The sequence below is a fragment of the Sphingomonas sp. genome (assembly GCF_965248875.1).
In the GTDB taxonomy this organism is placed as follows: domain Bacteria; phylum Pseudomonadota; class Alphaproteobacteria; order Sphingomonadales; family Sphingomonadaceae; genus Sphingomonas.
Map to the genome: position 1 here is coordinate 629228 of NZ_CBDFKR010000011.1, position 21659 is coordinate 650886.

Here is a 21659-nt window from a genome sequence, read left to right on the forward strand (position 1 = left end):
CATCGTCGCGCGCAAGGAAACGTCAGAAAACCGCGCTTGGCCCGATACTTGCGACACTACGGGCATGTTCGCCCGCGTCGCCCGTCTGTTCACGATCAAGACCAAATTCGAGGCGTTTCTGGTTATCTACGGCCTCGGGATGGGCGCGGTGGAACGCGGGTTTCACTACATGCAGCTGTATCCCGGTGTCGGCGGCAAGCTACTTTTCGCCTGCTGCCCGGTCGCGGTGTTCATGGCGGGCGGGCGCATCCTTCATTCGGTCGAGGTCACCCGCGGCGCGCCCTGACGGTGGACATTGCCGGGCGATGCGCTGAAACTGACGGCATGGACGCAGGCATCACGGACGCCGCCCTGGCGCGCGCGGTGGCGACGGCGACGGGTGCGCTGCTGCTCGACATCCGCGCGACGAGCGGGCTGGCCGGACCGGCGTTGGGCGCCCGCGGCGACCGGGCGGCCGACGACCTGATCCTGCCGTGGCTGCGCGCGGCGCGGCCGGATGACTTCATCCTGTCGGAGGAAACGCTAGACGACGGCCGCCGGTGCAGCGCGCGGCGCGTCTGGGTGGTCGATCCGCTGGACGGCACCAACGATTACGCGGGCGGGCGCGACGACTGGGCAGTGCATGTCGGGCTGGCGATCGACGGCGCGCCGATCGCGGGCGCGGTCGCGCTGCCGATGCGCGGGGCCGCGCACGCCACCGATGACCCGCCACCAGCGTTCGCACCGCTTCCCAATCGGCTGCGCATGGTCGCGAGCCGGACGCGCTGCCCGGCGGTTGTCGAGCGGGTCGCCGCGGCGCTGGATGCCGAACTGTTCGGGATGGGCTCGGCAGGGGCGAAGGCGATGGCGGTGGTCGACGGCCGCGCCGACATCTACCTCCACGCCGGCGGGCAGTTTGAATGGGACAGCTGCGCGCCGGTCGCGGTCGCGTTGGCGGCGGGGCTGCACGCGTCGCGGATCGACGGCGCACCGCTGCGCTACAACTGCACCGATCCGCTGTTGCCCGACCTGTTGATCTGCCGGCGCGAGGTGGCGGCGGCGGTGTTGGCGCTGGTGGCGGCGGATCAGGCCGCTTCGGCTCTGACCGCGGCAGCCTCGCCCAAATAGCGCTCCAGCTCGGCGGCGCGGTGATCGGCGGTGTGCGCCGCCAGCACGCGCGCGCGCCCCGCCTCGCCGATCGCCGTCGCATCCGCCCGGTCGAGCGCCGCGAGCACGCCCGCCGCCGTCGCGGCAAGCACGATCTCGCGATCGGGCGCGAACAGCTGGTCGAGGCCCTCCCACCAGTCCGACACGATCGGCGTCGCGCACGCCGCGGCCTCGAAGAGCCGCACCGACGGTGACCAACCGCGCGCGATCATGTCGGCGCGGGTGACGTTCAGCGTCCAGCGCGAGGCGGAATAGAAGGCGGCGTGCTCGGCGGGCGGCAGATGCTCGATCCGCTGAACATTGGCGGGCCAGTCGATGCCCGCGGGATATTGCGGCCCGGCGACGACGAACCGCTTCGCCGGCGCGGCGCGGGCGGCATCGATCAGCAGCCGGGTCAGCGGCGGCTGGCGATCGTCGCTATAGGTGCCGAGATAGGACAGGTCCCAGCGCTTGGCGGCGCCGGTCGAGCGGTAGGCGCGCGGATCGACGCTGCAATACAGCGCCCGCGCTGCCGGTGAGCGATAGTGCCGCTCCAGCCGGTCGAGCGTCGGGCCGCCGGTGAACGACAGATAGACGTCGTAGCCGGGGATCAGTTCTGGCGAGAGATAGTCGCAATCGCCACGCTCCAGCTTCGCCAGCGTCACCGGCGTGTCGATGTCGTAGAAGGCGGTCGTGCCGCGCGCGGTGCGCTGCACCCATTGCCCGGCCGCGACGCCGTCGGGGACATAGGAGCCGACCACTACCGCATCGGCGGCGGCCACCTCGGGCGCCCAGCGTTCCAGTGCGGCAAGGTCGCGGTAAAATGCGAGGCGGCACCAGCCGGGATCGGCAAGGTCGCGTTGACCGGCATACCAGGGCACGTCGCGCTCGAGGAAAATCACGTCGTGCCCGCGCGACGCGAACGCCTGCAACAGCGCGCGGAAGGTGGTCGCGTGCCCGTTCCCCCAGGAGGAAGAGAGCGACAGGCCAAGAACGACGAGCTTCACGCCGCTGCTCGCAACCGGGCGGCATGGTCCTGGAACAGCGCATGCACCTGCCGTCCGCGCAACGCATAGGTGTGTTCCGCCAGCACCCGGCGCAGCGCCGCCGCGCCGATCGCCTGCGCCCGCGCGGGCGTCAGCGCGGCAAGGTGATCGGCAACGTCCTGCCCGTCGCGTGCGACCAGCACCTCCTCGTCCGGGATCAGGAACTGCTCGATCCCATCCCATGCGTCGGTGATGAGGCACGCCGCCGCGCCCGCCGCCTCGAACACCCTCGTCGCGGGTGAAAAACCGATATGCGCCATCGAGTCGCGCGCGACGTTGAGCACCGCCAGCGGACTGCAGTTGAAGGCGTTGTGCGCCGCGGTGCCGACATGCCCGATCGCGCGGACGTTGCCGGGCATCGCCTTGTCGTGCCAGCCGCTGCCGCCGAGCAGGAAGCGGTGGTCGGGGAGCAGCTCGGCGGCGCGCAGGAAGAACGCCTCCACCCGCGCCTCGCGATCGGGCAGGCGATTGGCCAGGAACGACAGGTCGCCCGCAAAGCGCGGGTCGGGTGCGACTGGATGATGAGTGTCCGGATCGAGGGCGTTGTAGACGGGCACGCATCGCGCGGCGCCAAAGCCGGTATAGGCCTCGATCACCGGCGGCCCGCCACCATAGGTCAGCACCATGTCGAGATCGGGCAGCGCACGCCGCACCGGGTGCAGCGGGTCGCCGCGCATCTCGTCCAGCGTCGCGGCGGCGTCGACATCCCAGAACAGCTTCAGCGCGTCCGGACGTGCATGACGGACGATGCCCTGCAGCAGCTCGCGGTCGAACACCCCCACCCCGCTCGCCTTGATGACGATGTCCGCCCTGGCGGCTTCGGCGAGCACGCCGCGCAGGGCCTCGTCGTTGGCGGCATAGACGACGACCTTCGCGTAGGAGGGCGGGTCGATATCGCGGTGCTGCTGCCGGTCGAAAGCGTCGGGTTCGTAGAAGGTGATGTCGTAGCTATGGTTCGCCAGCGCAGATAGAATGCCGCGGTAATAGGTCGCCGCGCCGTTCCAATAGGAGGACAGCAGGCTTGAACCGTAAAAAGCGATCTTCACGCTGCGTTCCTTGTCGGTAGGTCGAGTTGTGCCGCGGTGGCAAGCAGCTCGTGGGCGCGGTGGGCGCAGGTGTGGCGGGCGTGGATCGTCGCCAGACCGGCGGTGGTCAGCTCGCGTGCGAACTTGGGATCGTCACGCAGCTGTCGCAGGTGCGCAGCGACGTCATCGCCCGAGCGGGCGATGAGGAAGTCCGTACCCGGCCGGAACAGTCCCTCGGCATCGTGCCAGGGCGCGGAGATCAGCGGAATGCCGCAGGCGAGCGCCTCGAAGACGCGGATCGTCGGGATGCCGGGCAGGATCGTCGCGTAATAGCGGCGCGGCACATGCACCGTCGCCAGATGCTGCGCAAAGATTGCGGGCGCGCGCGCATTGGGCGCCCAGCCGTGATAGCGCGCGCCATGGCGGGCGAGCGTCGTCTTCGCCTCGTCGGGATAGCGGACGCCGTAGACGTCGAGCGCCATGCCCGCCGCCTGGACGGGGGCGAACAGGAAGCGCTCCAGCTCCGCGGTCCGTTCGCCATCGCCCCAGTTGCCGATCCAGACCACGCCGTCGCGCTCGACTTCGATGGCAGGTGGGTGGAACAGCCGCGTGTCCGCGGCCTCGTGCCAGGTCCAGACGCGCCCGGCCCAGCCCCAGGCGCGATACACCGCGCTCAACGTCTCGCCGAACGCGAGCACGCCGTCATAGCCGCTGAGATCAAAGGCCTGCATCTCCGCGGGGGCGCTGACGGCGCGGTGATGGGTGTCGTGGAACAGCAGGCGGAACGGTGCGCCGCGCTTGCGCCGCGCACCGAGCGCGGCGACCAGCGCCGGCTCGTTCCACTCATGGACGATGACAAGGTCGGCGCCGTCGACCAGCGCCGCCGGATCGGCGTCAGGCGCATATGGCTCGGGCCGCAGGTCGGGATACGCGTCGCGGAAGGCGGCGAGTCCCGCCTCGCCCGCGTCGGCGAGGAGATTGTCGAGGCTCCAGTTGCGGTCGGGCTCCAACGCGCGGACGCGATGGCCCAGCGCCTGCAGCTCGCGCAGCACGCCCCGCAAGAAATGTGCGTTGCCGTGGTTCCAGCAGGAGCGCAGCGAATGGGTGAAATAGACGATGTTCACGCCGCGCGGCGCTCCGGCGCGAGGAGGAGGTCGCGATAGACGGCGAGCGTGCCGGCGGCCATCGCCGCAGGGGTATAGCGCAAGGCGCGAGCCTGCGCCGCCTGCGACAGGTGCGCGCGCAACCCCGCGTCCCCGCGGATGCGTGCGATCGCCGCGCCATAGGCGGCGGGGTCGCCCTCCGGCACGAGCAGCGCCGCGCCCGCCCACAGCTCGCGGAAGGTCTCTATCCCCGCCAGCACCAGCGGGCACCCTGCCTGCGCCGCTTCCAGCACAGCGAGCCCGAACGGCTCGAAACAGGCGGCGGAGACGAAGACCGGCTGCCGCGCATACTCGGCGGCGAGCGCCTCGGCGTCGAGCGTGCCGAGCAGGTGGAGATGGCTCGTCTCGACGCGCTCGCCGTGCGGGGCGGTGACTGGTCCGGCGGCGCGGAACGGCACGGGCAGCAGCGCCGCGACGGCGTCGAGCAGCGGGGTCCGCTTGACCCGGTCCCAGAGGCGGCCCGCGGTGAAGACATGATCGGCCGGTTGCGCTGCGGCCAGCGCGGCGGGTGTGCGGCCGTTGTGGACGACCTGCGGGGCGAACCCGAGCCCGTAGCGGCGCTGCACGGCGGCGGCGTAGGCGGCGCTCGGCGCGAACACCGCGCTCGCGGCATTGAGCCCGGCGCGGACCAGATCGGCATGCCAGGCGAGGTGCGCGGGCGGCGCCTCGCTCATCGCGTCGAACCAGGTGGCGATGCAGCCATGCGCGACCGCGACAACGGGTGCGGGGAACGGCCCGGCCGCGGCGAGCGCAGGCGAGTTGAGGTGAATGACGTCGACGCGGTGTTCGGCCGCGAGCGCGGCGATGGCGCGGCCGGTGTGGCGGACCTCTTCCGGGCCGGCGGCGAGCCAATCGAGGGCAAGGTTGGTGTGTACTAGTTCGACCGAAGTGGGATATCCGCTCTCGCAGGCATGGACAGGGCCGAGCACCGCCAGCACGACCTCCACGCCGTCGCCCGCTAGCGCCTGCGCCAAGTCGGTGGCGTATTGCCAGACGCCGCCGACCGCGTCGCAGGTCATCAGGACCTTCATTCGGCGGCTTCCGCGACGAACGGCAGGTTGAGGCGGCGTTCGGCGGCGAGCCAGCCCGCGAGCTGCGCGACACCCTCCTGCCACGCCAGCTTCGGCGCGAGGCCCAGCGCCGCCTCCGCCGCGCGGGTGTCGGCGACGAAATAGCGCTGGTCGCCTGCGCGCCAGTCGCTCCATGTCACGTCGATGTCGCGCCCGACCAACGCACCCATGTGCGCGAGCAGCTGGCGCAGCGACACGGCGTTGGCGGGGCCGCCGCCCAGGTTGAATGCCCTGCCCTTCACCGCCTCGATCCGCCGCCACGCGCAGATGTACGCGTCGACCGCGTTCGACACGTCGAGGATGTCGCGAACCTGATAGCCGTCGCCGTAGAGCGTGATCGGCCGCCCTTCCAGCGCGCGGATCAGGAAGTGCGCGACCCACCCCTGATCCTCGGTCCCCATCTGCCGCCGGCCATAGATGCACGACATACGGAGCACGCAGGTCGGCATTCCGAAGCTGCGGGCGTAATCGAGCACGTACTGGTCCGCCGCGCCCTTGGACACGCCATAGGGGGTGTGGAAGTCGAGCGGCCGCGCCTCGCCGATGCCGTGCGCGCGAACCGCCGGGTCGGCCGGGACATAGGCCGCGCCTTCGCGCACGAACGCAATGTCGGCGAGGTCGCCATAGACCTTGTTGGTCGACGCGAAGATCAGCGGGACGCCGCCGCCGCCGCGTGCGCGCAACGCCTCCAGCAGCGCGAAGGTGCCGCCGATATTGATCGCGAAATCCTCGGCCGGATCGTCGAGGCTGGTGGTAACCGCGACCTGTGCGGCGAGGTGGAACACCGCCTGCACGTCCGCCGCCGCCTCGCGCAGGCGGGCATGGTCACGGACATCGGCGTGGATGAAATCGACGCGGCCGCCGTGGCGCGCCTGCAGCCAGGCGAGGTTGCGCTCGGTCCCGGCGCGGCTGAGCGCATCGTAGACACGAACGCAATGGCCGTCGCCGAGCAGCCGATCGGCCAGGTTGACGCCGATGAACCCCGCGCCGCCGGTGACGAGGATCGGCGCGTCGTTCACGCCACCAAGCCTCGCGCTTCAAGCTCGCGGCGCATCTGCGCGACGTTGTCAGTTGCGGTCTGCTGCGCGACCCAGCCGGCGAGCTCGGCGAGCCCCGCCGCGAAGTCCTGCGTGGCGCGAAAGCCCAGCCTATCCTCCGCCAGCGTCGTGTCGCAGAAGCAGTGGCGGATGTCACCGATCCGCGCCTTGCCGACGATCTCCGGCTCGAGGTCGTTCTTGCCCATCGCGCGGGCAAGCGCGACGCCGACCTCGCGCACCGAGCGATGGTGACCTGAGCCGATGTTGAAGGTGCCACCCGCCGCGGCCGGCAGCGTCAGCGCATCGGCGAACGCCCGCGCGACGTCGGTCACATGGACAAAATCGCGCCGCTGCTCGCCATCTTCGAAGATCATCGGCCGCTCGCCGTTGAGCAGCCGCGACGCAAAGATCGCAAGCACGCCGGTATAGGGGTTCGACAGCGCCTGCCCCGGCCCATAGACGTTGAAGAGGCGCAGGCAGACGCTCTCCATGCCATAGGGCGCGGCCATGATGTGCGTGGTGCGCTCCTGCACATATTTGTTGAGCGCATAGATGGAGGCGAGGCTGGGCCGCTTCCATTCGGGGGTGGCGACCGGCGACAGCGGACGCCCCAGCACGTCGACAGGTTCCCAGTCGGCGAGCCCGTCCTTGAGCCCGTGACGCGCCGCGTCCTCAACGAACGCGCCATCGGCGTCGTGATAGAGTCCCTCGCCATAGATCGACATCGAGGAAGCGGTGACGACCCGGCGGACGCGCTGGTCGATCAGCTTTTCGAACAGGACCGCAGTGCCGACGTCGTTGGTCGAGGTGTAGCGCTCGACCTCGTACATCGACTGGCCCACCCCGACCTCGGCGGCGAGGTGGACAACGCTGTCGACCCCCGCCAGCGCGCGCGTCACGGCGTCGCCGTCGCGCACGTCGGCATGGATCAGCTCGGCGTCGCGATGGAGCATCGCGGAACCGTCGACGACACCGTGAACCTGCGGGATGAGACTGTCGAAGACGCGGACCCGATGGCCGCGGCGCAGCAGCTCTTCCGTCACAAACCGTCCGATGAACCCGGCGCCGCCGGTGACCAGGATCGTTTCGGTCACGCGCGAAACTTTACCGCACTAACATTTGTTAAATACCGCAACCCTTGCGTCCCCTGTCGGCTGTTTCGTATCCGCGCCGTAACCGAACTTCTTCTTCTTTGTTCCTGACCATGGCTTGCAAGCCAAAGTTACTTAACCTGTGTTACGGCATGCGAGCTTTGCTTACCCCGATCGAATACGGCAGGGTAAGTAGAAGAAGCTAGTTCATCCGGGGCGACGATTGACCGCTACTATTCTGCTCGTTCGCCATGCCGCGCACATTGATCTCGACCGCAGGCTTTCGGGGCGGCGCGCAGGCGTGCCGCTGAGCGACGCCGGCCGACAGCAGGCGGCGGCGCTGGGCGAGCGTCTGGCCCGGCGCGGCGTGACGCGGGTGGAGTGCAGCCCGCTCGACCGGACCGTCGAGACCGCGGCTGCGATCGCCCGCGCCTGCGGGGTTGATGCTCCGACCCCGGTCGAGGCGCTGCTGGAGATCGATCTGGGCGAGTGGACGGGGCGGGCGCTGGACAGTTTTGGCGACGATTGCGACTGGCGGACCTGGAACACGCGCCGCGGGACCGCGCGGGCGCCCGGCGGAGAAAGCATGGCGGAGGCGCAGGCGCGCGTCGTCGCGCATCTGCGCACGGCCGCCGATATCGGCGAGACGGTGGCGATGGTGACGCATGCGGACATGATCCGCGCCGCGGTCGCGCATGTGCTGGGGCTGCCGCTCGACCATCTGCTTCGGTTCGAGGTGGAGCCCGCATCGGTGACGGGGATCGCCTGGGGCGACTGGGGAGCGAAGCTGTTGTGGCTGAACGAGAAGGTGCACTGATGGCGCATCGCGAGGCCCTGCGCGCGGCGGTCGACCGGCTGGCGCCCTGGTTCCACAACATCGAATTGGAACAGGGCGTTTTCACTGCGCCCGACCACTTCCTGGGCGACTATCCCCGCTTCAAGTTCGCGCGTTTCGCCGGCGCGCTGCCGGCGGACCTGAGTGGCAAGAGCGTGCTCGACATCGGGTGCAACGCCGGCTTTTATTCGGTCGAGATGGCGCGGCGCGGGGCGGCGCGCGTGCTCGGGATCGATTCGGACGAGCGCTATCTGGCGCAGGCGCGGCTGGCGTCGGCGACGCTCGGTTTCGACCTGAAGAACGGTGGGGTCGAGTTCCGCAACCTGTCGGTCTATGATGTCGGCGCGCTGGGCGAGCGCTTCGACCTCGTGATCTTCATGGGCGTGCTCTATCACCTGCGCCACCCGCTGCTCGCGCTCGACCTGATCCGCGAGCATGTCGCCGGCGATCTGCTGCTGTTCCAGACGATGCAGCAGGGGTCTACGGCGCCATGGCGGCCGATTGAGGACCACCCCTTCCATATGGCGGGCACGTTCGATCCGCCCCCGTTTTTCGACGATCCGGCCTATCCCAAGATGCACTTCATCGAGCGGCGCTTTGCGGGCGACTGGACCAACTGGTGGGCGCCCAACCGTGCGTGTTCGGAAGCGATGCTGCGCGCGGCGGGATTCGCGATCGAGGCGCATCCGGAGGAGGAGGTCTATCTCTGCCGGGTCAGCGACGTGCCCTATGCCGAATGGGGTGCGGCCGCCGTCTACCCCGCGAAAGGAGCATAGTCCTTGCCTGTCGACGCGGCGATGATCTGGAACGAGCCCAACAACAAGTCGCATTGGGACCCGGCGCTTGATCCCGACTGGGGCATCTTCGCCGACATGGTGAAGCGCGCCGGCGCGGCGATCGCGCGCGCCAATCCGGCAGTGACCCGCGTGCTGGGCGGCATGTCGCCGATCGACCCCTTGTGGGTGCGGCGGATGGAAGGGCACGGCATGATGGACGCGATCGACGTGGTCGCGGTGCACGGCTTTCCGCTCGACTGGAACCTGTGGTCGATCCACGACTGGCCCGCCAAGGTCGCGGAAATCGAGGCTGTCACCGCCAAGCCGGTCTGGGTGACCGAGGTGGGCGTCGGCAGCTTCGGCGCGGAGGAGGTGCAGGTGTTCGGCGTCAAGAAGACCGCCGAACTCCTCATCGGCCGCGTGCCGCGGGTGTTCTGGTATTCGCTATTCGACCTGCCGCTGGAATGGGGCGCGACCACCCGCCATCGCGAGGCCGAAGGGTCTAGCTATTACCGCCATTTCTACATGGGCCTGATCCGCGCCGACGGTACGCCCAAGCCCGCGCTCGACAATTATGCGAAGGTCGCCGATGGCATGGGGCTGATGCAGTGGTTCCATTACCGCGACCCGCGCCTCGATGATGCGGTCGCTTGGATGAAGCGGCTGGGGACAAAGCAGCTGCGGACGGGGCTGAGCTGGGCCGACTCGTTTCGCGAAGATGCGCTGGGCTGGTTCGACCGGCAGATGACGGCGTTGGCGGATTTCGACGTCACCGTCACCTTCTGCTTCACCCCGGAGCACCTTGGCATGGAGCCGCATCACACCAGCCCCGCACGCGACCCGCAGGCGTTCGCCGATTTCTGCCAGCAGATGATCGAGCGCTATGCGCCCGCCGGCGTCGCCGCAGCGCCGGCGCTCATCGCCGCCACGGCGCGGTAATGACCATCAGCCGCGGCCCGGCATGCGCGAGCAGCGCGGCACGCAGGCGCTGGGCACGGCGCGAATGCAGCAGCCGTTCCCACCAATGGCCAAGCACCTGTTCCGGGATCAGGATGGCGACCGAACGCCCCGGCGTAGCCGCGTCGATCCGCTCCACCAGGTCGAGCACCGGCCCCTCGATCTCGCGGAAGGGCGCCGGGATCTGCACCAGCCGCGGCGGTATCTGCCCGGCGCGGCGTAGCGGCGCAGCGATATCCTGCTCGAACCGGTCTCGCAGCACGGTCAGCGCGTCCTCCTCGCACTCGGGACCATCCAGCCGCAGCAGGTGAACCGCCAGCACGTCGGGCGACAACGTCATCGCAAACTGCAGCGCCCGATCGGTCATCCGGTTACGTTCCTCATACGCAACGAGCACCGTCGGCCGATCGGAGTCGTGGAGCACGAACGGACCCCGCATCGTCATCGCCTCGCCCTGCCGGTCGTAATAGCCGCGGATCGCGCGCAGCAGCGCGATGATCACGGGCACGGCCAGCACGACGATCCAGGCGCCTTCGGTGAACTTGGCGGCGACGATCACCGCGAGCGCGACGGTGGTGGTCAGCGCGCCCAGTGCGTTGATCGCGAGCCGCCCGAAATTGCGCCCGGGCTGCCGCCGCCAGAACCGGACCATGCCTGCCTGACTGATCGTGAAGGTCATGAACGCGCCGAGCGCGAACAGCGGGATGAGATGGTCGGTGATGCCGCGGAAGGCGATCAGCAGCGCCGCTGCGGTGGCGGTGAGGAAACCGACACCGACCGAAAACACCAGTCTGCGGTCGGCCACGGCAAAGGACCGCGGCAGATAATCGTCAGTCGCAACCAGTCGACAGATGCGCGGGAAACCGACGAAACTCGTGTTCGCCGAAAGGCACAGCACCGCCAGCAGGCTGGCCATCGCGACCTGATAGGCAGCGCCGCGCCCGACGATCGCGGCGGTCAGCTGCGACAGGATGCTCTGATAGCCGGGCCTGGTCTGGTCAAGCGCGGTCAGCTGGTAGAAATGCGCCACCGTCACGATACCGGCGAGCAACAATCCGAGCGCAACACAGATCACGGTCAGCGTGCGGTGCCCCTCCCTGACCACCGGCTCCCGAAAGGCATTGACGCCGTCCGACACTGCTTCGACACCCGTCATCGCGGTGCAGCCCGCGGCAAAGGCCCGGATCAGCAGCCACAGCCCGACGGCTTCGACCGCATGGGCAGGCGCGGGAGGCGCGACAACAGCCGCCGGGTGGCCGCCGCTCGTGATGATGCGGAACAGCCCGATCGCAATCAGCAGGAGGAAGCAGGCGATGAACAGATAAGTAGGTACCGCAAAGAGCCACCCGGCCTCACGCGTGCCGCGAAAATTGGCGAGCGCCACCAGCGTCAGAATGCCGAGGCACAGCGGCAGCGTGTAGGCGTGGAGCTGCGGAAAAGAGGAGGTTAGCGCCCCGACGCCTGCCGAGATGCCGACCGCGACGTTCAGCACATAATCGATCATCAGCGCCGCGACGGCGATCAGCGCGGCGCCCGTGCCGAGATTTTCCTTGGCCACGGTATAGACCCCGCCATTGTGCGGATACGCGACGATCGTTTGCCGGTAGGAAAAATACAGTACCACCAGCAGCGCGACCACCGGCGCCAGCACCCAGCCGATCCATCCCAGCCCCGCCACACCGAGCGGGATCAGGATCGTGAGTGCCGCTTCAGGCCCGTAGGATGAGGAACCCAGCCCATCGAGACCCATTGCGGGAACGGCGGCGGCCCAGCCGATCTTCTGCTCGCCTCCCTCTTTGTTGGCGAGACGGCGGCCGAGCAGAAGATCGAGCACTTTCATCGCTGTAGCAAACGAAGGCGGCGCGACTTCGTGCCCTAGACGGCGGCACCGCGACCGGGCATCGGCACGCCATGAGCGAGATGATGGACGCCGCGGTGCTGACCGCCCCGGCGGTTATGACGACGCGGTCGGTGCCCCTGCCCGTGCCCGGGCCCGGCGAGGTGCGCGTGCGGCTGGAAGGATGCGGCGTGTGCGCCTCGAACGTCGAGCCGTGGGAGGGTCAGCCCTGGTCGACCTACCCCGGCGAACCCGGCGGGACGGGACATGAAGGCTGGGGTGTGGTGGACACGGTCGGTTTGGACGTGACCGGCATCGCGGCCGGCGACCGGGTGACGATGCTGTCGGGCAACAGCTATGCGCCCTACGACATCGCGGCGGCGGACCGGGTGGCGATGCTGCCCCCTGCCCTTGCCGGCCGGCCTTTTCCCGGCGAGCCGCTCGGCTGTGCGTTCAATATCTTCCGCCGAACGGATGTTCACGCCGGGCAGTGGGTGGCGATCGTGGGAATTGGCTTCCTCGGTGCGGTGCTGACGCGGCTGGCGACCGACGCAGGCGCGAAGGTGATCGCGATCTCCCGGCGCGCGGAGTCGCTGACGCTGGCGACCCGGCATGGCGCCGCCGAAACGGTGCCGATGCACGATCACCATGAGATCATCAACCGGGTGATGGCGCTGACCGGCGGCCGCGGCTGCGCGCGTGTCATCGAGGCGGTGGGCAAACAATGGCCGCTCGACCTTGCGGGCGAGCTGGTCGCGGAGGGCGGCAAGCTAATCGTCGCAGGCTATCATCAGGACGGGCCGCGACAGGTGTCGATGCAGATGTGGAACTGGAAGGGCATCGACGTGGTCAACGCGCACGAGCGGAATCCGGCGGTGCAGATGCGCGGTCTGTGCGAGGGGATCGAGGCGGTGGCGTCGGGCCGGATCGACCTCGCGCCGCTGCTCACGCATTCTTATCCGCTCGACCGGCTCGACGATGCGCTGGCTGCGACACGGGACAAACCCGCCGGCTTCGTCAAGGCGTGGATCGAGTACCCCGTATGAGCCGCCCGCGCATCGGCTTCCTAGGCACCGGTTGGATCGGGCGGCACCGCATGGCGGCGATGGTCGACACTGGAACCATCGAGGCGGTCGGCTTCGCCGACCCATCGGACCAGATGGCGGCCGACGCGCTGGCGCTCGCACCCGGCGCGGTCAAGGTCGAGGGACTGGAGGGCCTGCTCGCGCTCGGCCTCGACGCGGTGGTGATCGCCACGCCGTCGGCGTTGCACGCGGCGCAATCCGTGCAGGCACTCGATGAGGGCGTGGCAGTATTCTGCCAGAAGCCGCTCGGACGCGATACGGCGGAGGCGCAGGCAGTCGTGGCGGCGGCTCGCCGCGCCGACCGGCTGCTGGGCGTCGACTTTTCCTATCGCCACACCGCAGGAATGCAGGCGATCGTGCCGCTGGTGCAGGACCGCGCGCTGGGCGCGGTGTTCGCGGTCGATCTCACCTTCCACAACGCTTACGGTCCCGACAAGCCGTGGTTCTACGATCGCGCACAATCCGGCGGCGGCTGCGTCATGGACCTGGGCGTACACCTGGTCGATCTCGCATTGTGGAGCCTTGGTTTCCCGTCGCTAGACGGGCCGGTCGCGGCGGAGCTGCTGGCGGGCGGCAAGCCGGTCACGAAGGGCGCGGTCGAGGATTACGCCGCCGCGCAGTTCCGGCTCTCGAACGGCGCCAACGTCCGCCTCGCCTGCTCGTGGCGGCTGCACGCCGGGCAAGAGGCTGTGATCGAGGCGGCGTTCTACGGGACAGAAGGTGGCGCCAGGCTGCGCAATGTCGGGGGCAGCTTCTACGATTTCACCGCCGAACGCCTGCACGGCACCACCCGCGAGACGCTGACCCAGGGCGCCGACGCCTGGGGCGGCCGCGCCGCCGCCGGCTGGGCGCGGCGTCTGGCAATGGACGGGCGTTTCAGTGAAGAGGCCGACGATATCGTGCGCGTAGCGGCAGTGGTGGACGCGATCTACGGTGTGCATGGCGCTGTCTGAGCCGCGGTGCAGGCGTCCGCGGATTGAGACCGGGCCCTCATGACCTCGCCGAGAACGCAGACGCGCTAGGCGCGCTGGTCGCCACGCGCCCATTTGTTCTCGAACGCCCATACCTCCTCGAACCCGATCAGACCGCAGAACTCCTGGAAATCGAACAGCCCGGCGGGGTCGCCCTCGCCGTGTTCCTTCAACCCGCGCAGAGCGACCTCGATGGCGCTCGCAGCGGCGAGGCTGGTCAGCGCGGGAAAGATCGCCATCGCATAACCGATGTCGGCAAGCTCCGCCGCGGTGCGCATCGGTGTCAGACCGCCGTTAGACATGTTGGCCATGCACGGCCGGTCGAGCACCGAGCAGGCTTGGCGCATCTCTGCCTCACTCTCCAGCGCTTCGACGAACAGCACGTCCGCGCCGGCATCGGCATAGGCGCGGGCGCGGGCGATCGCCCCGTCCAGCCCCTCGCTCTGGCGCGCATCGGTCCGCGCGATGATCAGCATGTCTCGGCGCGCCGCGACCGCTACGCGGACCTTGTCGACCATATCCTCTTTGGAAATCAAGCGCTTGAAGGGCGTATGACCGCACTTCTTGGGAAACTCCTGATCCTCCAGCTGGATGGCGGCGATGCCCGCCGCTTCGTAGCCGCGCACGGTGTGATGGACGTTGAGCAGCCCGCCATAGCCGGTATCGGCGTCGGCGATCACGGCCGCTTCGCTGGTGCGAGCCAGCGTCGCCATGCGATCGAGCATCTGCGTATAGGTGGCGATGCCGGCGTCGGGCAGGCCGAATGCCGACGCAGTGAGCCAATAGCCGGTGCCGTACACTGCCTCGAACCCAACCTTGTTGGCGATGACGGCGGCGATCATGTCCTGAATCCCCGGCACGGCCAGCAATGGTCCGCCGGTGAGCCGCTGGCGCAGGGCGTCGGGGGTCATGCGGGTCATCCGTTTGTCCATAGCCAGGGTTGCGTGCCGCGCTGCTGCGCTTCGAAGGCGGCGATGGCGGGACGGTGGCGGCCGAGAATGGTCTCGATCTCATCCCAGCCGTGGAGCAGCGCCTCCCGAACCCCGTCATCGACCACGAAGGGGTATATCTCGCCGCAGTGACGGAGCACCGCCCGGTCGATCAGATCGACAGTGATCGGCCGCCCGTCGAAAGCGTCGGTCATCAGCGGCCCGATATCGGCCAGGCAGACCGGGAGGATGCCGTTCCTGATGCAATTGCCGGCGAAGATGTCCCCGAAGCTGGACGCGATGATCGCGCGAATGCCGAGGTCGGCGAGCGCCCAAGGCGCGTGCTCGCGGCTGGAGCCGCAGCCGAAATTGGCGCCGGTCACCAGGATCGACGTCCCGGCATAGCGTGGGTCGTTGAGCGGAAAATCGGGGCGGGGCCGTCCGGCGGAGTCGTACCGCCGCTCGTAAAAGGCACAGCGGCCGAGCCCCCGTTTCTCGGTGATAAGCAGAAAGCGGGCGGGCACGATGATGTCGGTATCGACATTGTCCTCAGGCATCGGCGCGGCCCTGCCGGTCAGGCGGGTGAAGGGCGTCATCAGATCGCACCGGCCGCACGCAGCCGGCCGATCTCCCCCGGCGACATGCCCAACAGCTCGCGATAGACCTCGTCATTGTGCTCGCCGACCGCTCCAGGCGCCGGGCGGCGAACTGCCGATGGCGTTTCCGTCAGCTTGGGAAAGGCGTTCTGCATCGCAAAACGGCCCCAGCGCGGGCTCTCCACCTCGACAAGGGCCTCGCGCGCGGCGAACTGCGGGTCTGCGAGCATATCGCGCGCGCCATAGATGCGCCCGGCGGGCACGCTGTATTCGATCATCAGCGCTTCCAGCGCTGCGATGGTCAGCGTGCGGGTCCAGTCGGCGATCCGCGTGTCCAGTTCCGCCTGGTGCTCGCCGCGCGCGACATGGGTCGCATAGCGCGGATCGGCGGCTAGCTCGGGCTGCCCCATCGCCCGCGCCAGTCGCCCGAACACCGCGTCCTGGTTGGCGCCGATCAGATATTCGCCGTCGCTGCAGGGATAGACATTCGAGGGGGCGACCCCCTCCAGCACCGAGCCGCTGCGCCGCCGGATATGTCCGGAAACCACATATTCGGGGACCATGCTCTCCATCACCTGCAGCACCGCCTCGTAGAGCGCCGAGTCGACCACCTGCCCGCGGCCGGTCCGCTTGCGCGCATGCAGCGCCGCGAGCGCGCCCATGCAGCCATAGGTCGCCGCCAGGCTGTCGCCGATCGACACACCCATCCGGCTCGGCGGCCGATCGGGATCGCCGACGATCGCGCGCCAGCCGCCCATCGCCTCGCCGATGCCGCCAAAGCCGGCGCGACCGGCATAGGGCCCGGTCTGACCATAGCCGGACACCCGCACGATGATGAGCCGCGGATTGAGAGCGTGGAGCGTGTCGGGGCCGAGCCCCCAATTCTCCATCGTGCCGGGCTTAAAGTTCTCGATCAGAATGTCGGCATGTTCGACCAGCCGGCGGACCACCTCTTGCCCCTCGGGCACGCGCAGATTGGCCGAGACCGACCGCTTGTTGCGCGCCACCACCTCCCACCAGAGTTTGGCCTCGCCATGTCCCCAGTCGCGCATGGGATCGCCCGCACCGGGCGGCTCGACCTTGATCACGTCGGCGCCCATGTCGCCGAGCAGCTGGCCGCAAAAGGGCCCGGCGATGAGCTGGCCCAGCTCCACCACCCTGATGTCGCTGAGGGCGCCGCTATTCGCCGTCATCGATCTTCCTTCATCGGAAAGCCGCCCGCCCGGCTGACCGCACCCGGCAGTGCCCGGCCCATCTCGCCAGCGAGCCAACGCGCCGTGGCGATCGTGCGATCGAGATCGTAGCCCGTCGTTACACCCGATCGTGCGCACAGATACACCAGATCCTCCGTGGCAATGTTGCCTGTTGCGCCAGGTGCAAAGGGGCAGCCGCCGATCCCGCCGAGCGAGGCGTCAAGCGTTGCCGCGCCAGCACCGATTGCGGCCCAGGCGTTGGCGATGCCGGCGCCACGCGTGTCGTGGAGGTGGACGCGGATCGGCAGGCCGGTCGTAGCCTTTACCTTTTCCACCAAGCTCGCGACCTCGCGCGGTACCGCGACGCCGACCGTATCGGCCAGCGCGATCTCGACCGGGCCGGCGGCAGCGATTTCCTCGGCAATGGCCATGACCCAGGCCGTGTCGACCTCGCCCTCGAACGGGCAGCCGAACGCCGCGCCGATCGTCGCCTGGGCACGTCGCCCGGCCGCGCGGGCTTCGCGCACGACGTCGGCGGCAATCTTCGCCGACTGGGCCGAGGCCTCGCCCTGATTCTTGCGCGCGAAGGTGTCGGAGGCGACGCACACCGCGCCCACCTCGCACACATCGGTGCGCAGTGCGCGATCGAGGCCGCGCGGGTTGAGCACCAGCCCGATCGTGACAACGTTTGCGGGCAGGTCGAGCCCGGCGATCACCGCCTCGGCGTCCGCCATCTGTGGGACACGGTCGGCGCGCACGAAGCTCGCCACCTCAAGCCGCCGTGCGCCGGCGGCGATCATGCGGTGGATCAGATCAATCTTCTGCGCTGTGGTAAATTGCACCTTCTCGTTCTGAAGGCCGTCGCGCGCAGCAACCTCGACGATTTCGACCTTCACCGCGTCAGCGTCCGCACGTCGACGATCTGCCCGGTAACCGCCGCCGCCGCCGCCATCGCCGGGCTCATCAGGTGAGTGCGCGCGCCCACTCCCTGGCGACCTTCGAAATTGCGGTTGCTGGTCGAGGCGCAGCGTTCGCCGGGTTGCAGCCGGTCGTCGTTCATCGCGACGCATAGTGAGCAGCCCGGTTCACGCCACTCAAACCCAGCCGCCTCGAAGGTCGCGCGGAGCCCCTCTGCCTCGGCCTGGCGCTTCACCAGCCCAGAGCCGGGCACCACCAGCGCCCTCACCCCCGGCGCGACGTGGCGGCCGGCGACGATGCCAGCGGCTGCACGCAGATCCTCGATGCGGCCGTTGGTGCAGCTGCCGACGAAGACATGGTCGATCGCGAGGCCGGCCAGTGGCTGGCCGCGCTCCAGCCCCATATAGACCAGCGGCTTGGCGTCGGCGTCGGCGGGCACTGTGCCCCCGATCCCTGCGACCTGATCGGGGCTGGTTCCCCAGCTCACCTGCGGCGCGACCGCCGTTGCGTCGATCGTCACTTCACGGTCGAACGCCGCATCGGCGTCGCTCGCGAGCGTCCGCCAATAGGCAAGCGCCATTGTCCAGTCCTCGCCCTTCGGCGCGCGCGGGCGCCCAGCGACCCAAGCGCGGGTCTTCGCGTCCGGCGCGACCAGGCCGGTGCGCGACCCCGCTTCGATGCTCATGTTGCACAACGTCATGCGCGCCTCCATCGACAGCGCCGACACCGCCTGCCCTGCATATTCGATGGCGTGACCGACCGCACCCCCTGCGCCGATCCGACCGATCAAGGCCAGCGCAAGATCCTTGGCCGAAACCCAATCGTCGAGCCGCCCTTCGATGACCACGCGCATCGTTCGCGCCTTTTTGACACGCAGCGTTTGCGTCGCAAGCACGCATTCCGTCTCACTGGACCCGATACCGAACGCCAGTGCGCCGAAGGCGCCGTGGGTCGCGGTATGGCTGTCGCCGCACACCATCGTCGTCCCAGGCAGGGTGAACCCCTGTTCGGGGCCGATGACGTGAACGATCCCCTGACGCACGTCGTCGAGCGGCAGATAGTCGATGCCCGCAGCCTGGCAATTGGTGGCCAACAGCGACACCTGCGCGCGCGCTCGCAGGTCCGCGATCGGCCGGTCGCGATGTCGGGTTGGCACGGCATGATCCGCGACCGCCAGATGCGGCCCGGTGCGCCGCGGGCGGCGCCCCGCTTCGCGCAGCCCGGCAAAGGCCTGGGGACTGGATACTTCGTGGAGCAGCATACGATCGATGTAGAGTATGTCGGCGCCATCCGGCTCATGCGCGACGACATGCGCGGACCAGAGCTTGTCGTACAATGTGGGCATGCGAGCTGATTGATCAGCCGCCGGTTGCCGGCAACGCCCTGGCCCGACGCACCCGGAATGCGGTCGAAGTGCCCGATCGACCCGCCTCGCCGCCAACGAGAAGGAGGTGGTGGCCGGCGGTGCGGTCGGCGCGTACCATGTCGTCCTGACGAGCCGTGCAGTCGACTATATGATTTTGCGCGACGCTATGGATGACCGCCGTCGATCGATCCGCCGTTCACGATCGCTCGGGCATGAACCTCACCGGCATGTCGATGAGGGCTTGAATCAGATCGACCGCAGAATAGCGCGGCTGCCCGAGGGGGTGGATATCGGGAATACGCGCGCTGATCCGCTTGAGCAGCAGCTTCAGCTGCAGCGCCGCGAGCCGCCCCCCGAGCCGGAACACTTGTTCGCGGTCGGCGTCGGCAATGCCCATCAGCACGCAGAAGCTACAGACCGGCAAGCACGCGGCGACGTCGAAGATGAACTCGCACTCGCCCGTGACGAGATGTCGTCGACGATCTCGTCGGCGACCCGCGCGATCTCGGGCCTGAACGCATCGTACGTCCACCGTCCAGTGTTGCCGGATAGCCCCTTGGCGGCGGCGCCGGATTAAATGCACGGGATCGCCTGCGCCAGCGCGCGAAGAGCTTTGGGGTCGCCCCTCCTGATCGACGATCAGGTCGGGACCGACGAGGCGGTGTCGAAGGCGAGCGGCATCGACTAGCCTCGACGGTCCGGGGCCGCCGCCTCGAGGCGATCAACCCAAGTGGCGACGTTAGCGCAGCGCAGAAAGATGTCGCGCGCAGCACCGCGCCCTGCAGCGCGCGGTGCTGCGCGGACCCCGCGAGGTCGGCAACGGACAGCGGGCCTCCCGCCAGCCAGTCGCGCCCGTCGAGCGGCGGTAATGGCATTCGAGTTCCAAAACGACCTGCTCCGGCGGTTTGCGCCCGACGTCCTGTGCCCGGTCAGGTACCCCTGGCTCTTGAGGATACCGGCGCGCAAGACATAGCGGCCGACTTATAACGGTGCACTGAACTTCGTGAAACTCGTAGCTCAGCCCCTTGGAGCTCAGCGCGCGGCAGACCCTTGCTGAACGACGAGCTGGCGAACTGATACAGGGTAATTACCCCGCCGCGCCGGCCATCATCGCGGCGATCAAGCGCTTGACATCATATTTGTCCGCATCCTTGATCTCCGGCGCGTGGATGGCGAAGCCGGCATTGATCTCCGCATATCGCTGGTCGGCGATGCTGCGCGAGTGGCCGTGAGTCGGAATGATGAAGTCGCCGCGCTCGACGCCCGCCACGGCTTTCGGGGCGACGGCGGCGGGATCGAGACCGTGTGACAGCAGGGTGCGGCGCAGATCGCGCATCGGGTCTTCGGTCAGTGCGGGGGTCGTAGCGGCCGTCGTCATACAGCTCTGTGCTGACCAGCCCAGGGCACAGCACGCTGATACCGACGCCGTCGGGCAGCTCGGCGCGGATCGCGTCGCCCAGACCGATCACGAAATGCTTGGTCGCGGTGTACATCCCCGAGCCGGGATGCGGCAGCCCAAAGGAATGTTCGGACCCAGTCAGGCATAGATGGCCTGTGCTGCGCGCGACCATGCGCTTGCCGAACACCGAGGCGACGATCCACACGCCCTTGACGTTGACCGCCAGGATGCGATCGACCGCCGAGGGGTCGGCGACAAGTACCGGGCCGTTGAGCGCGATACCGGCGTTGGCGAAGACGATGTCCACCGGTCCGAGTTCGGCCTCGATCGTTTCGGCCAACGCCGCGACGGCGGCATAGTCGCGAACGTCGCACGAGTAAGCGCGGGCATTGTTGCTGAGCCCGGCCGCAACCTGGCGCGCCTTTTCAAGGTCGACGTCGCCGATCGCCACCCGGCCGCCTTTCGCGTCGAGCGCCTCGGCGACAGCGCGGCCGATGCCCGACGCGCCGCCAGAGACGAACGCCAGCCGGTCAGCAAAGGTGAACCCGCTCATGTCGTGCTCCTCACAACTTGATCGTGACACATTGGAGCTGGGCGGCATGGTGGAACGCCTCGATGCCCTTTTCGCGCTCGTAGCCCCTGTTCTTGTAGCCGCCGAGCGGGAATTCGACGCTGCCCGCCCTATACACGTTGATGTAGATCTGCCCCGCTCCGGTCGCGGCGGCAATGCGGTGCGCGCTCGACAGGTTCTGGGTCCAGATACCGGCAAGGCCGTAGTCGGGTTCTGTGGCGATGCGGATCGCCTCCGCCTGGTCGGCGAAGGGGATGACCGACAGGACCGGCCCGAACACCGCCTCGCGCGCCGTCCGCGTCTCGTTCGTGACGCCGGTCACCGGTGCCACGCTTTCACCGGTGATGAAATTGCCCCGGCTCCGCCGCCAGGATCGCGTCGAGCACCGGGCGCAGATAGGTCAGGAAATGGTCGGGGTCCTCGCTCATCGGAAAATGGCGGAGTCGCTCCATTTCCCGGAAGGTTGACCCGGGAAACAAGGCCGCCACCTCGCGCGCAGCGGACGGGGGCGCAGACAGGTCGTCTTCCCCGCTGAGCAGGTGGAGGGGGCCACGTCTCGGGCACTAGCACGGGGGCGATCCGGTTCCTGAGGTCGCCCTCGTCCCAGTAATAATAGAGGTCACCCGCGAACACGCCCGGGCCGCCCTGCATATAATGCCACAGCGTCTC

Annotated in this window: 22 protein-coding genes and 1 pseudogene; 8 read left to right on the top strand and 15 right to left on the bottom strand. The window is 68.7% G+C overall.

Annotation, left to right across the window (positions count from 1 at the left end; translation table 11 throughout):
* Positions 1-64 precede the first annotated feature (64 nt).
* Positions 65-286: a hypothetical protein gene (locus ACP2AD_RS10000; RefSeq protein WP_425229916.1), complete on the top strand. Its 222-nt coding sequence runs from the start codon at positions 65-67 to the stop codon at positions 284-286.
* A gap of 38 nt (positions 287-324) precedes the next feature.
* Positions 325-1107, top strand: a complete 783-nt coding sequence (locus tag ACP2AD_RS10005; RefSeq protein ID WP_425229917.1) for a 3'(2'),5'-bisphosphate nucleotidase CysQ — start codon at positions 325-327, stop codon at positions 1105-1107.
* On the opposite strand, the gene ACP2AD_RS10010 is transcribed toward ACP2AD_RS10005, so the two are convergent.
* From ACP2AD_RS10010 to ACP2AD_RS10035, 6 genes are read right to left on the bottom strand one after another with little or no spacing between them, the layout of a single operon-like run.
* Positions 1065-2132 carry a CgeB family protein gene (locus tag ACP2AD_RS10010; RefSeq protein WP_425229918.1) on the bottom strand — a complete coding sequence of 356 codons (1068 nt, stop codon included), beginning with the start codon at positions 2130-2132 and terminating at the stop codon, positions 1065-1067. The two genes, ACP2AD_RS10005 and ACP2AD_RS10010, sit on opposite strands and share 43 nt — an antisense overlap.
* Positions 2129-3217: a CgeB family protein gene (locus ACP2AD_RS10015; protein ID WP_425229919.1), complete on the bottom strand. Its 1089-nt coding sequence runs from the start codon at positions 3215-3217 to the stop codon at positions 2129-2131. Before ACP2AD_RS10015 ends, ACP2AD_RS10010 begins: the two co-directional genes overlap by 4 nt.
* On the bottom strand, positions 3214-4320 hold the full coding sequence (locus ACP2AD_RS10020) for a CgeB family protein (RefSeq protein ID WP_425229920.1): 1107 nt from the start codon (positions 4318-4320) through the stop codon (positions 3214-3216). Before ACP2AD_RS10020 ends, ACP2AD_RS10015 begins: the two co-directional genes overlap by 4 nt.
* Complete coding sequence (locus ACP2AD_RS10025; RefSeq protein WP_425229921.1) at positions 4317-5390, bottom strand: glycosyltransferase family 4 protein; 1074 nt, start codon at positions 5388-5390, stop codon at positions 4317-4319. Before ACP2AD_RS10025 ends, ACP2AD_RS10020 begins: the two co-directional genes overlap by 4 nt.
* Positions 5387-6448 carry an SDR family NAD(P)-dependent oxidoreductase gene (locus ACP2AD_RS10030; protein ID WP_425229922.1) on the bottom strand — a complete coding sequence of 354 codons (1062 nt, stop codon included), beginning with the start codon at positions 6446-6448 and terminating at the stop codon, positions 5387-5389. The genes ACP2AD_RS10025 and ACP2AD_RS10030 overlap by 4 nt, the downstream gene beginning before the upstream one ends.
* A complete protein-coding gene (locus tag ACP2AD_RS10035) occupies positions 6445-7560 on the bottom strand; it encodes an NAD-dependent epimerase/dehydratase family protein (RefSeq protein WP_425229923.1) in 1116 nt (371 codons plus the stop codon). Before ACP2AD_RS10035 ends, ACP2AD_RS10030 begins: the two co-directional genes overlap by 4 nt.
* Before the next feature lie 220 nt (positions 7561-7780).
* On the opposite strand from ACP2AD_RS10035, the gene ACP2AD_RS10040 reads away from it, so the two are divergent.
* The 3 genes from ACP2AD_RS10040 to ACP2AD_RS10050 are packed head-to-tail and all read left to right on the top strand — an operon-like array spanning position 7781 to position 10107.
* Positions 7781-8374 carry a histidine phosphatase family protein gene (locus tag ACP2AD_RS10040; protein ID WP_425229924.1) on the top strand — a complete coding sequence of 198 codons (594 nt, stop codon included), beginning with the start codon at positions 7781-7783 and terminating at the stop codon, positions 8372-8374.
* Positions 8374-9168: a TIGR04290 family methyltransferase gene (locus ACP2AD_RS10045; protein ID WP_425229925.1), complete on the top strand. Its 795-nt coding sequence runs from the start codon at positions 8374-8376 to the stop codon at positions 9166-9168. The genes ACP2AD_RS10040 and ACP2AD_RS10045 overlap by 1 nt, the downstream gene beginning before the upstream one ends.
* Positions 9169-9171: 3 nt before the next feature.
* Complete coding sequence (locus tag ACP2AD_RS10050) at positions 9172-10107, top strand: beta-xylosidase (RefSeq protein WP_425229926.1); 936 nt, start codon at positions 9172-9174, stop codon at positions 10105-10107.
* On the opposite strand, the gene ACP2AD_RS10055 is transcribed toward ACP2AD_RS10050, so the two are convergent.
* Positions 10085-11959, bottom strand: a complete 1875-nt coding sequence (locus tag ACP2AD_RS10055; protein ID WP_425229927.1) for an APC family permease — start codon at positions 11957-11959, stop codon at positions 10085-10087. The genes ACP2AD_RS10050 and ACP2AD_RS10055 overlap by 23 nt on opposite strands.
* A gap of 77 nt (positions 11960-12036) precedes the next feature.
* Here ACP2AD_RS10055 and ACP2AD_RS10060 point away from each other — a divergent pair, with 77 nt between their 5' ends.
* Positions 12037-13008 (top strand): MDR/zinc-dependent alcohol dehydrogenase-like family protein, encoded by a 972-nt coding sequence (locus ACP2AD_RS10060; RefSeq protein WP_425229928.1) that lies wholly within the window; start codon positions 12037-12039, stop codon positions 13006-13008.
* Entirely contained in the window at positions 13005-14000 is a 996-nt protein-coding gene (locus ACP2AD_RS10065; protein WP_425229929.1) for a Gfo/Idh/MocA family protein, read from the top strand. The genes ACP2AD_RS10060 and ACP2AD_RS10065 overlap by 4 nt, the downstream gene beginning before the upstream one ends.
* A gap of 65 nt (positions 14001-14065) precedes the next feature.
* Here the strand turns inward: ACP2AD_RS10065 and ACP2AD_RS10070 are convergent, their stop codons facing one another.
* From ACP2AD_RS10070 to leuC, 5 genes are read right to left on the bottom strand one after another with little or no spacing between them, the layout of a single operon-like run.
* Entirely contained in the window at positions 14066-14929 is an 864-nt protein-coding gene (locus tag ACP2AD_RS10070) for an isocitrate lyase/PEP mutase family protein (RefSeq protein ID WP_425229930.1), read from the bottom strand.
* A 5-nt stretch (positions 14930-14934) separates the two neighbouring features.
* Positions 14935-15543: a 3-isopropylmalate dehydratase small subunit gene (gene leuD, locus ACP2AD_RS10075; protein ID WP_425229931.1), complete on the bottom strand. Its 609-nt coding sequence runs from the start codon at positions 15541-15543 to the stop codon at positions 14935-14937.
* Positions 15543-16736, bottom strand: a complete 1194-nt coding sequence (locus ACP2AD_RS10080) for a CaiB/BaiF CoA transferase family protein (protein ID WP_425229932.1) — start codon at positions 16734-16736, stop codon at positions 15543-15545. Before ACP2AD_RS10080 ends, leuD begins: the two co-directional genes overlap by 1 nt.
* The gene (locus ACP2AD_RS10085; RefSeq protein ID WP_425229933.1) at positions 16733-17632 is read right to left on the bottom strand and encodes a hydroxymethylglutaryl-CoA lyase; all 900 of its coding nucleotides are present in this window, start codon (positions 17630-17632) and stop codon (positions 16733-16735) included. The genes ACP2AD_RS10080 and ACP2AD_RS10085 overlap by 4 nt, the downstream gene beginning before the upstream one ends.
* The gene (gene leuC / locus ACP2AD_RS10090) at positions 17629-18999 is read right to left on the bottom strand and encodes a 3-isopropylmalate dehydratase large subunit (protein WP_425229934.1); all 1371 of its coding nucleotides are present in this window, start codon (positions 18997-18999) and stop codon (positions 17629-17631) included. Before leuC ends, ACP2AD_RS10085 begins: the two co-directional genes overlap by 4 nt.
* A 106-nt stretch (positions 19000-19105) precedes the next feature.
* Between leuC and ACP2AD_RS10095 the strand changes: the two genes are divergently transcribed.
* Positions 19106-19597, top strand: coding sequence for a hypothetical protein (locus tag ACP2AD_RS10095; RefSeq protein WP_425229935.1), 492 nt, complete (start codon positions 19106-19108; stop codon positions 19595-19597).
* Positions 19598-20107: 510 nt separating this feature from the next.
* Here ACP2AD_RS10095 and ACP2AD_RS10100 read toward each other — a convergent pair.
* From ACP2AD_RS10100 to ACP2AD_RS10110, 3 genes and pseudogenes are all read right to left on the bottom strand, one after another.
* Complete coding sequence (locus tag ACP2AD_RS10100; protein WP_425231197.1) at positions 20108-20356, bottom strand: hypothetical protein; 249 nt, start codon at positions 20354-20356, stop codon at positions 20108-20110.
* Positions 20357-20450: 94 nt separating this feature from the next.
* Positions 20451-21020: pseudogene (locus ACP2AD_RS10105) on the bottom strand (SDR family oxidoreductase); the annotation flags it as partial.
* A complete protein-coding gene (locus tag ACP2AD_RS10110) occupies positions 20983-21312 on the bottom strand; it encodes an aldehyde dehydrogenase family protein (RefSeq protein ID WP_425229936.1) in 330 nt (109 codons plus the stop codon). The pseudogene ACP2AD_RS10105 and the gene ACP2AD_RS10110, both read right to left, overlap by 38 nt.
* Positions 21313-21659 lie beyond the last annotated feature (347 nt).

What these genes read in the sequence shown, in the direction of transcription:
- ACP2AD_RS10000 (WP_425229916.1), top strand. Translation starts at nt 65, where the DNA reads ATGTTCGCCCGCGTCGCCCGTCTGTTCACGATCAAGACCAAATTCGAG.
- ACP2AD_RS10005 (WP_425229917.1), top strand. Translation starts at nt 325, where the DNA reads ATGGACGCAGGCATCACGGACGCCGCCCTGGCGCGCGCGGTGGCGACG.
- ACP2AD_RS10025 (WP_425229921.1), bottom strand. Translation starts at nt 5,390, where the DNA reads ATGAAGGTCCTGATGACCTGCGACGCGGTCGGCGGCGTCTGGCAATAC.
- ACP2AD_RS10045 (WP_425229925.1), top strand. Translation starts at nt 8,374, where the DNA reads ATGGCGCATCGCGAGGCCCTGCGCGCGGCGGTCGACCGGCTGGCGCCC.
- ACP2AD_RS10060 (WP_425229928.1), top strand. Translation starts at nt 12,037, where the DNA reads ATGAGCGAGATGATGGACGCCGCGGTGCTGACCGCCCCGGCGGTTATG.
- ACP2AD_RS10065 (WP_425229929.1), top strand. Translation starts at nt 13,005, where the DNA reads ATGAGCCGCCCGCGCATCGGCTTCCTAGGCACCGGTTGGATCGGGCGG.
- ACP2AD_RS10070 (WP_425229930.1), bottom strand. Translation starts at nt 14,929, where the DNA reads ATGACCCCCGACGCCCTGCGCCAGCGGCTCACCGGCGGACCATTGCTG.
- leuD (WP_425229931.1), bottom strand. Translation starts at nt 15,543, where the DNA reads ATGACGCCCTTCACCCGCCTGACCGGCAGGGCCGCGCCGATGCCTGAG.
- ACP2AD_RS10080 (WP_425229932.1), bottom strand. Translation starts at nt 16,736, where the DNA reads ATGACGGCGAATAGCGGCGCCCTCAGCGACATCAGGGTGGTGGAGCTG.
- leuC (WP_425229934.1), bottom strand. Translation starts at nt 18,999, where the DNA reads ATGCCCACATTGTACGACAAGCTCTGGTCCGCGCATGTCGTCGCGCAT.
- ACP2AD_RS10100 (WP_425231197.1), bottom strand. Translation starts at nt 20,356, where the DNA reads ATGCGCGATCTGCGCCGCACCCTGCTGTCACACGGTCTCGATCCCGCC.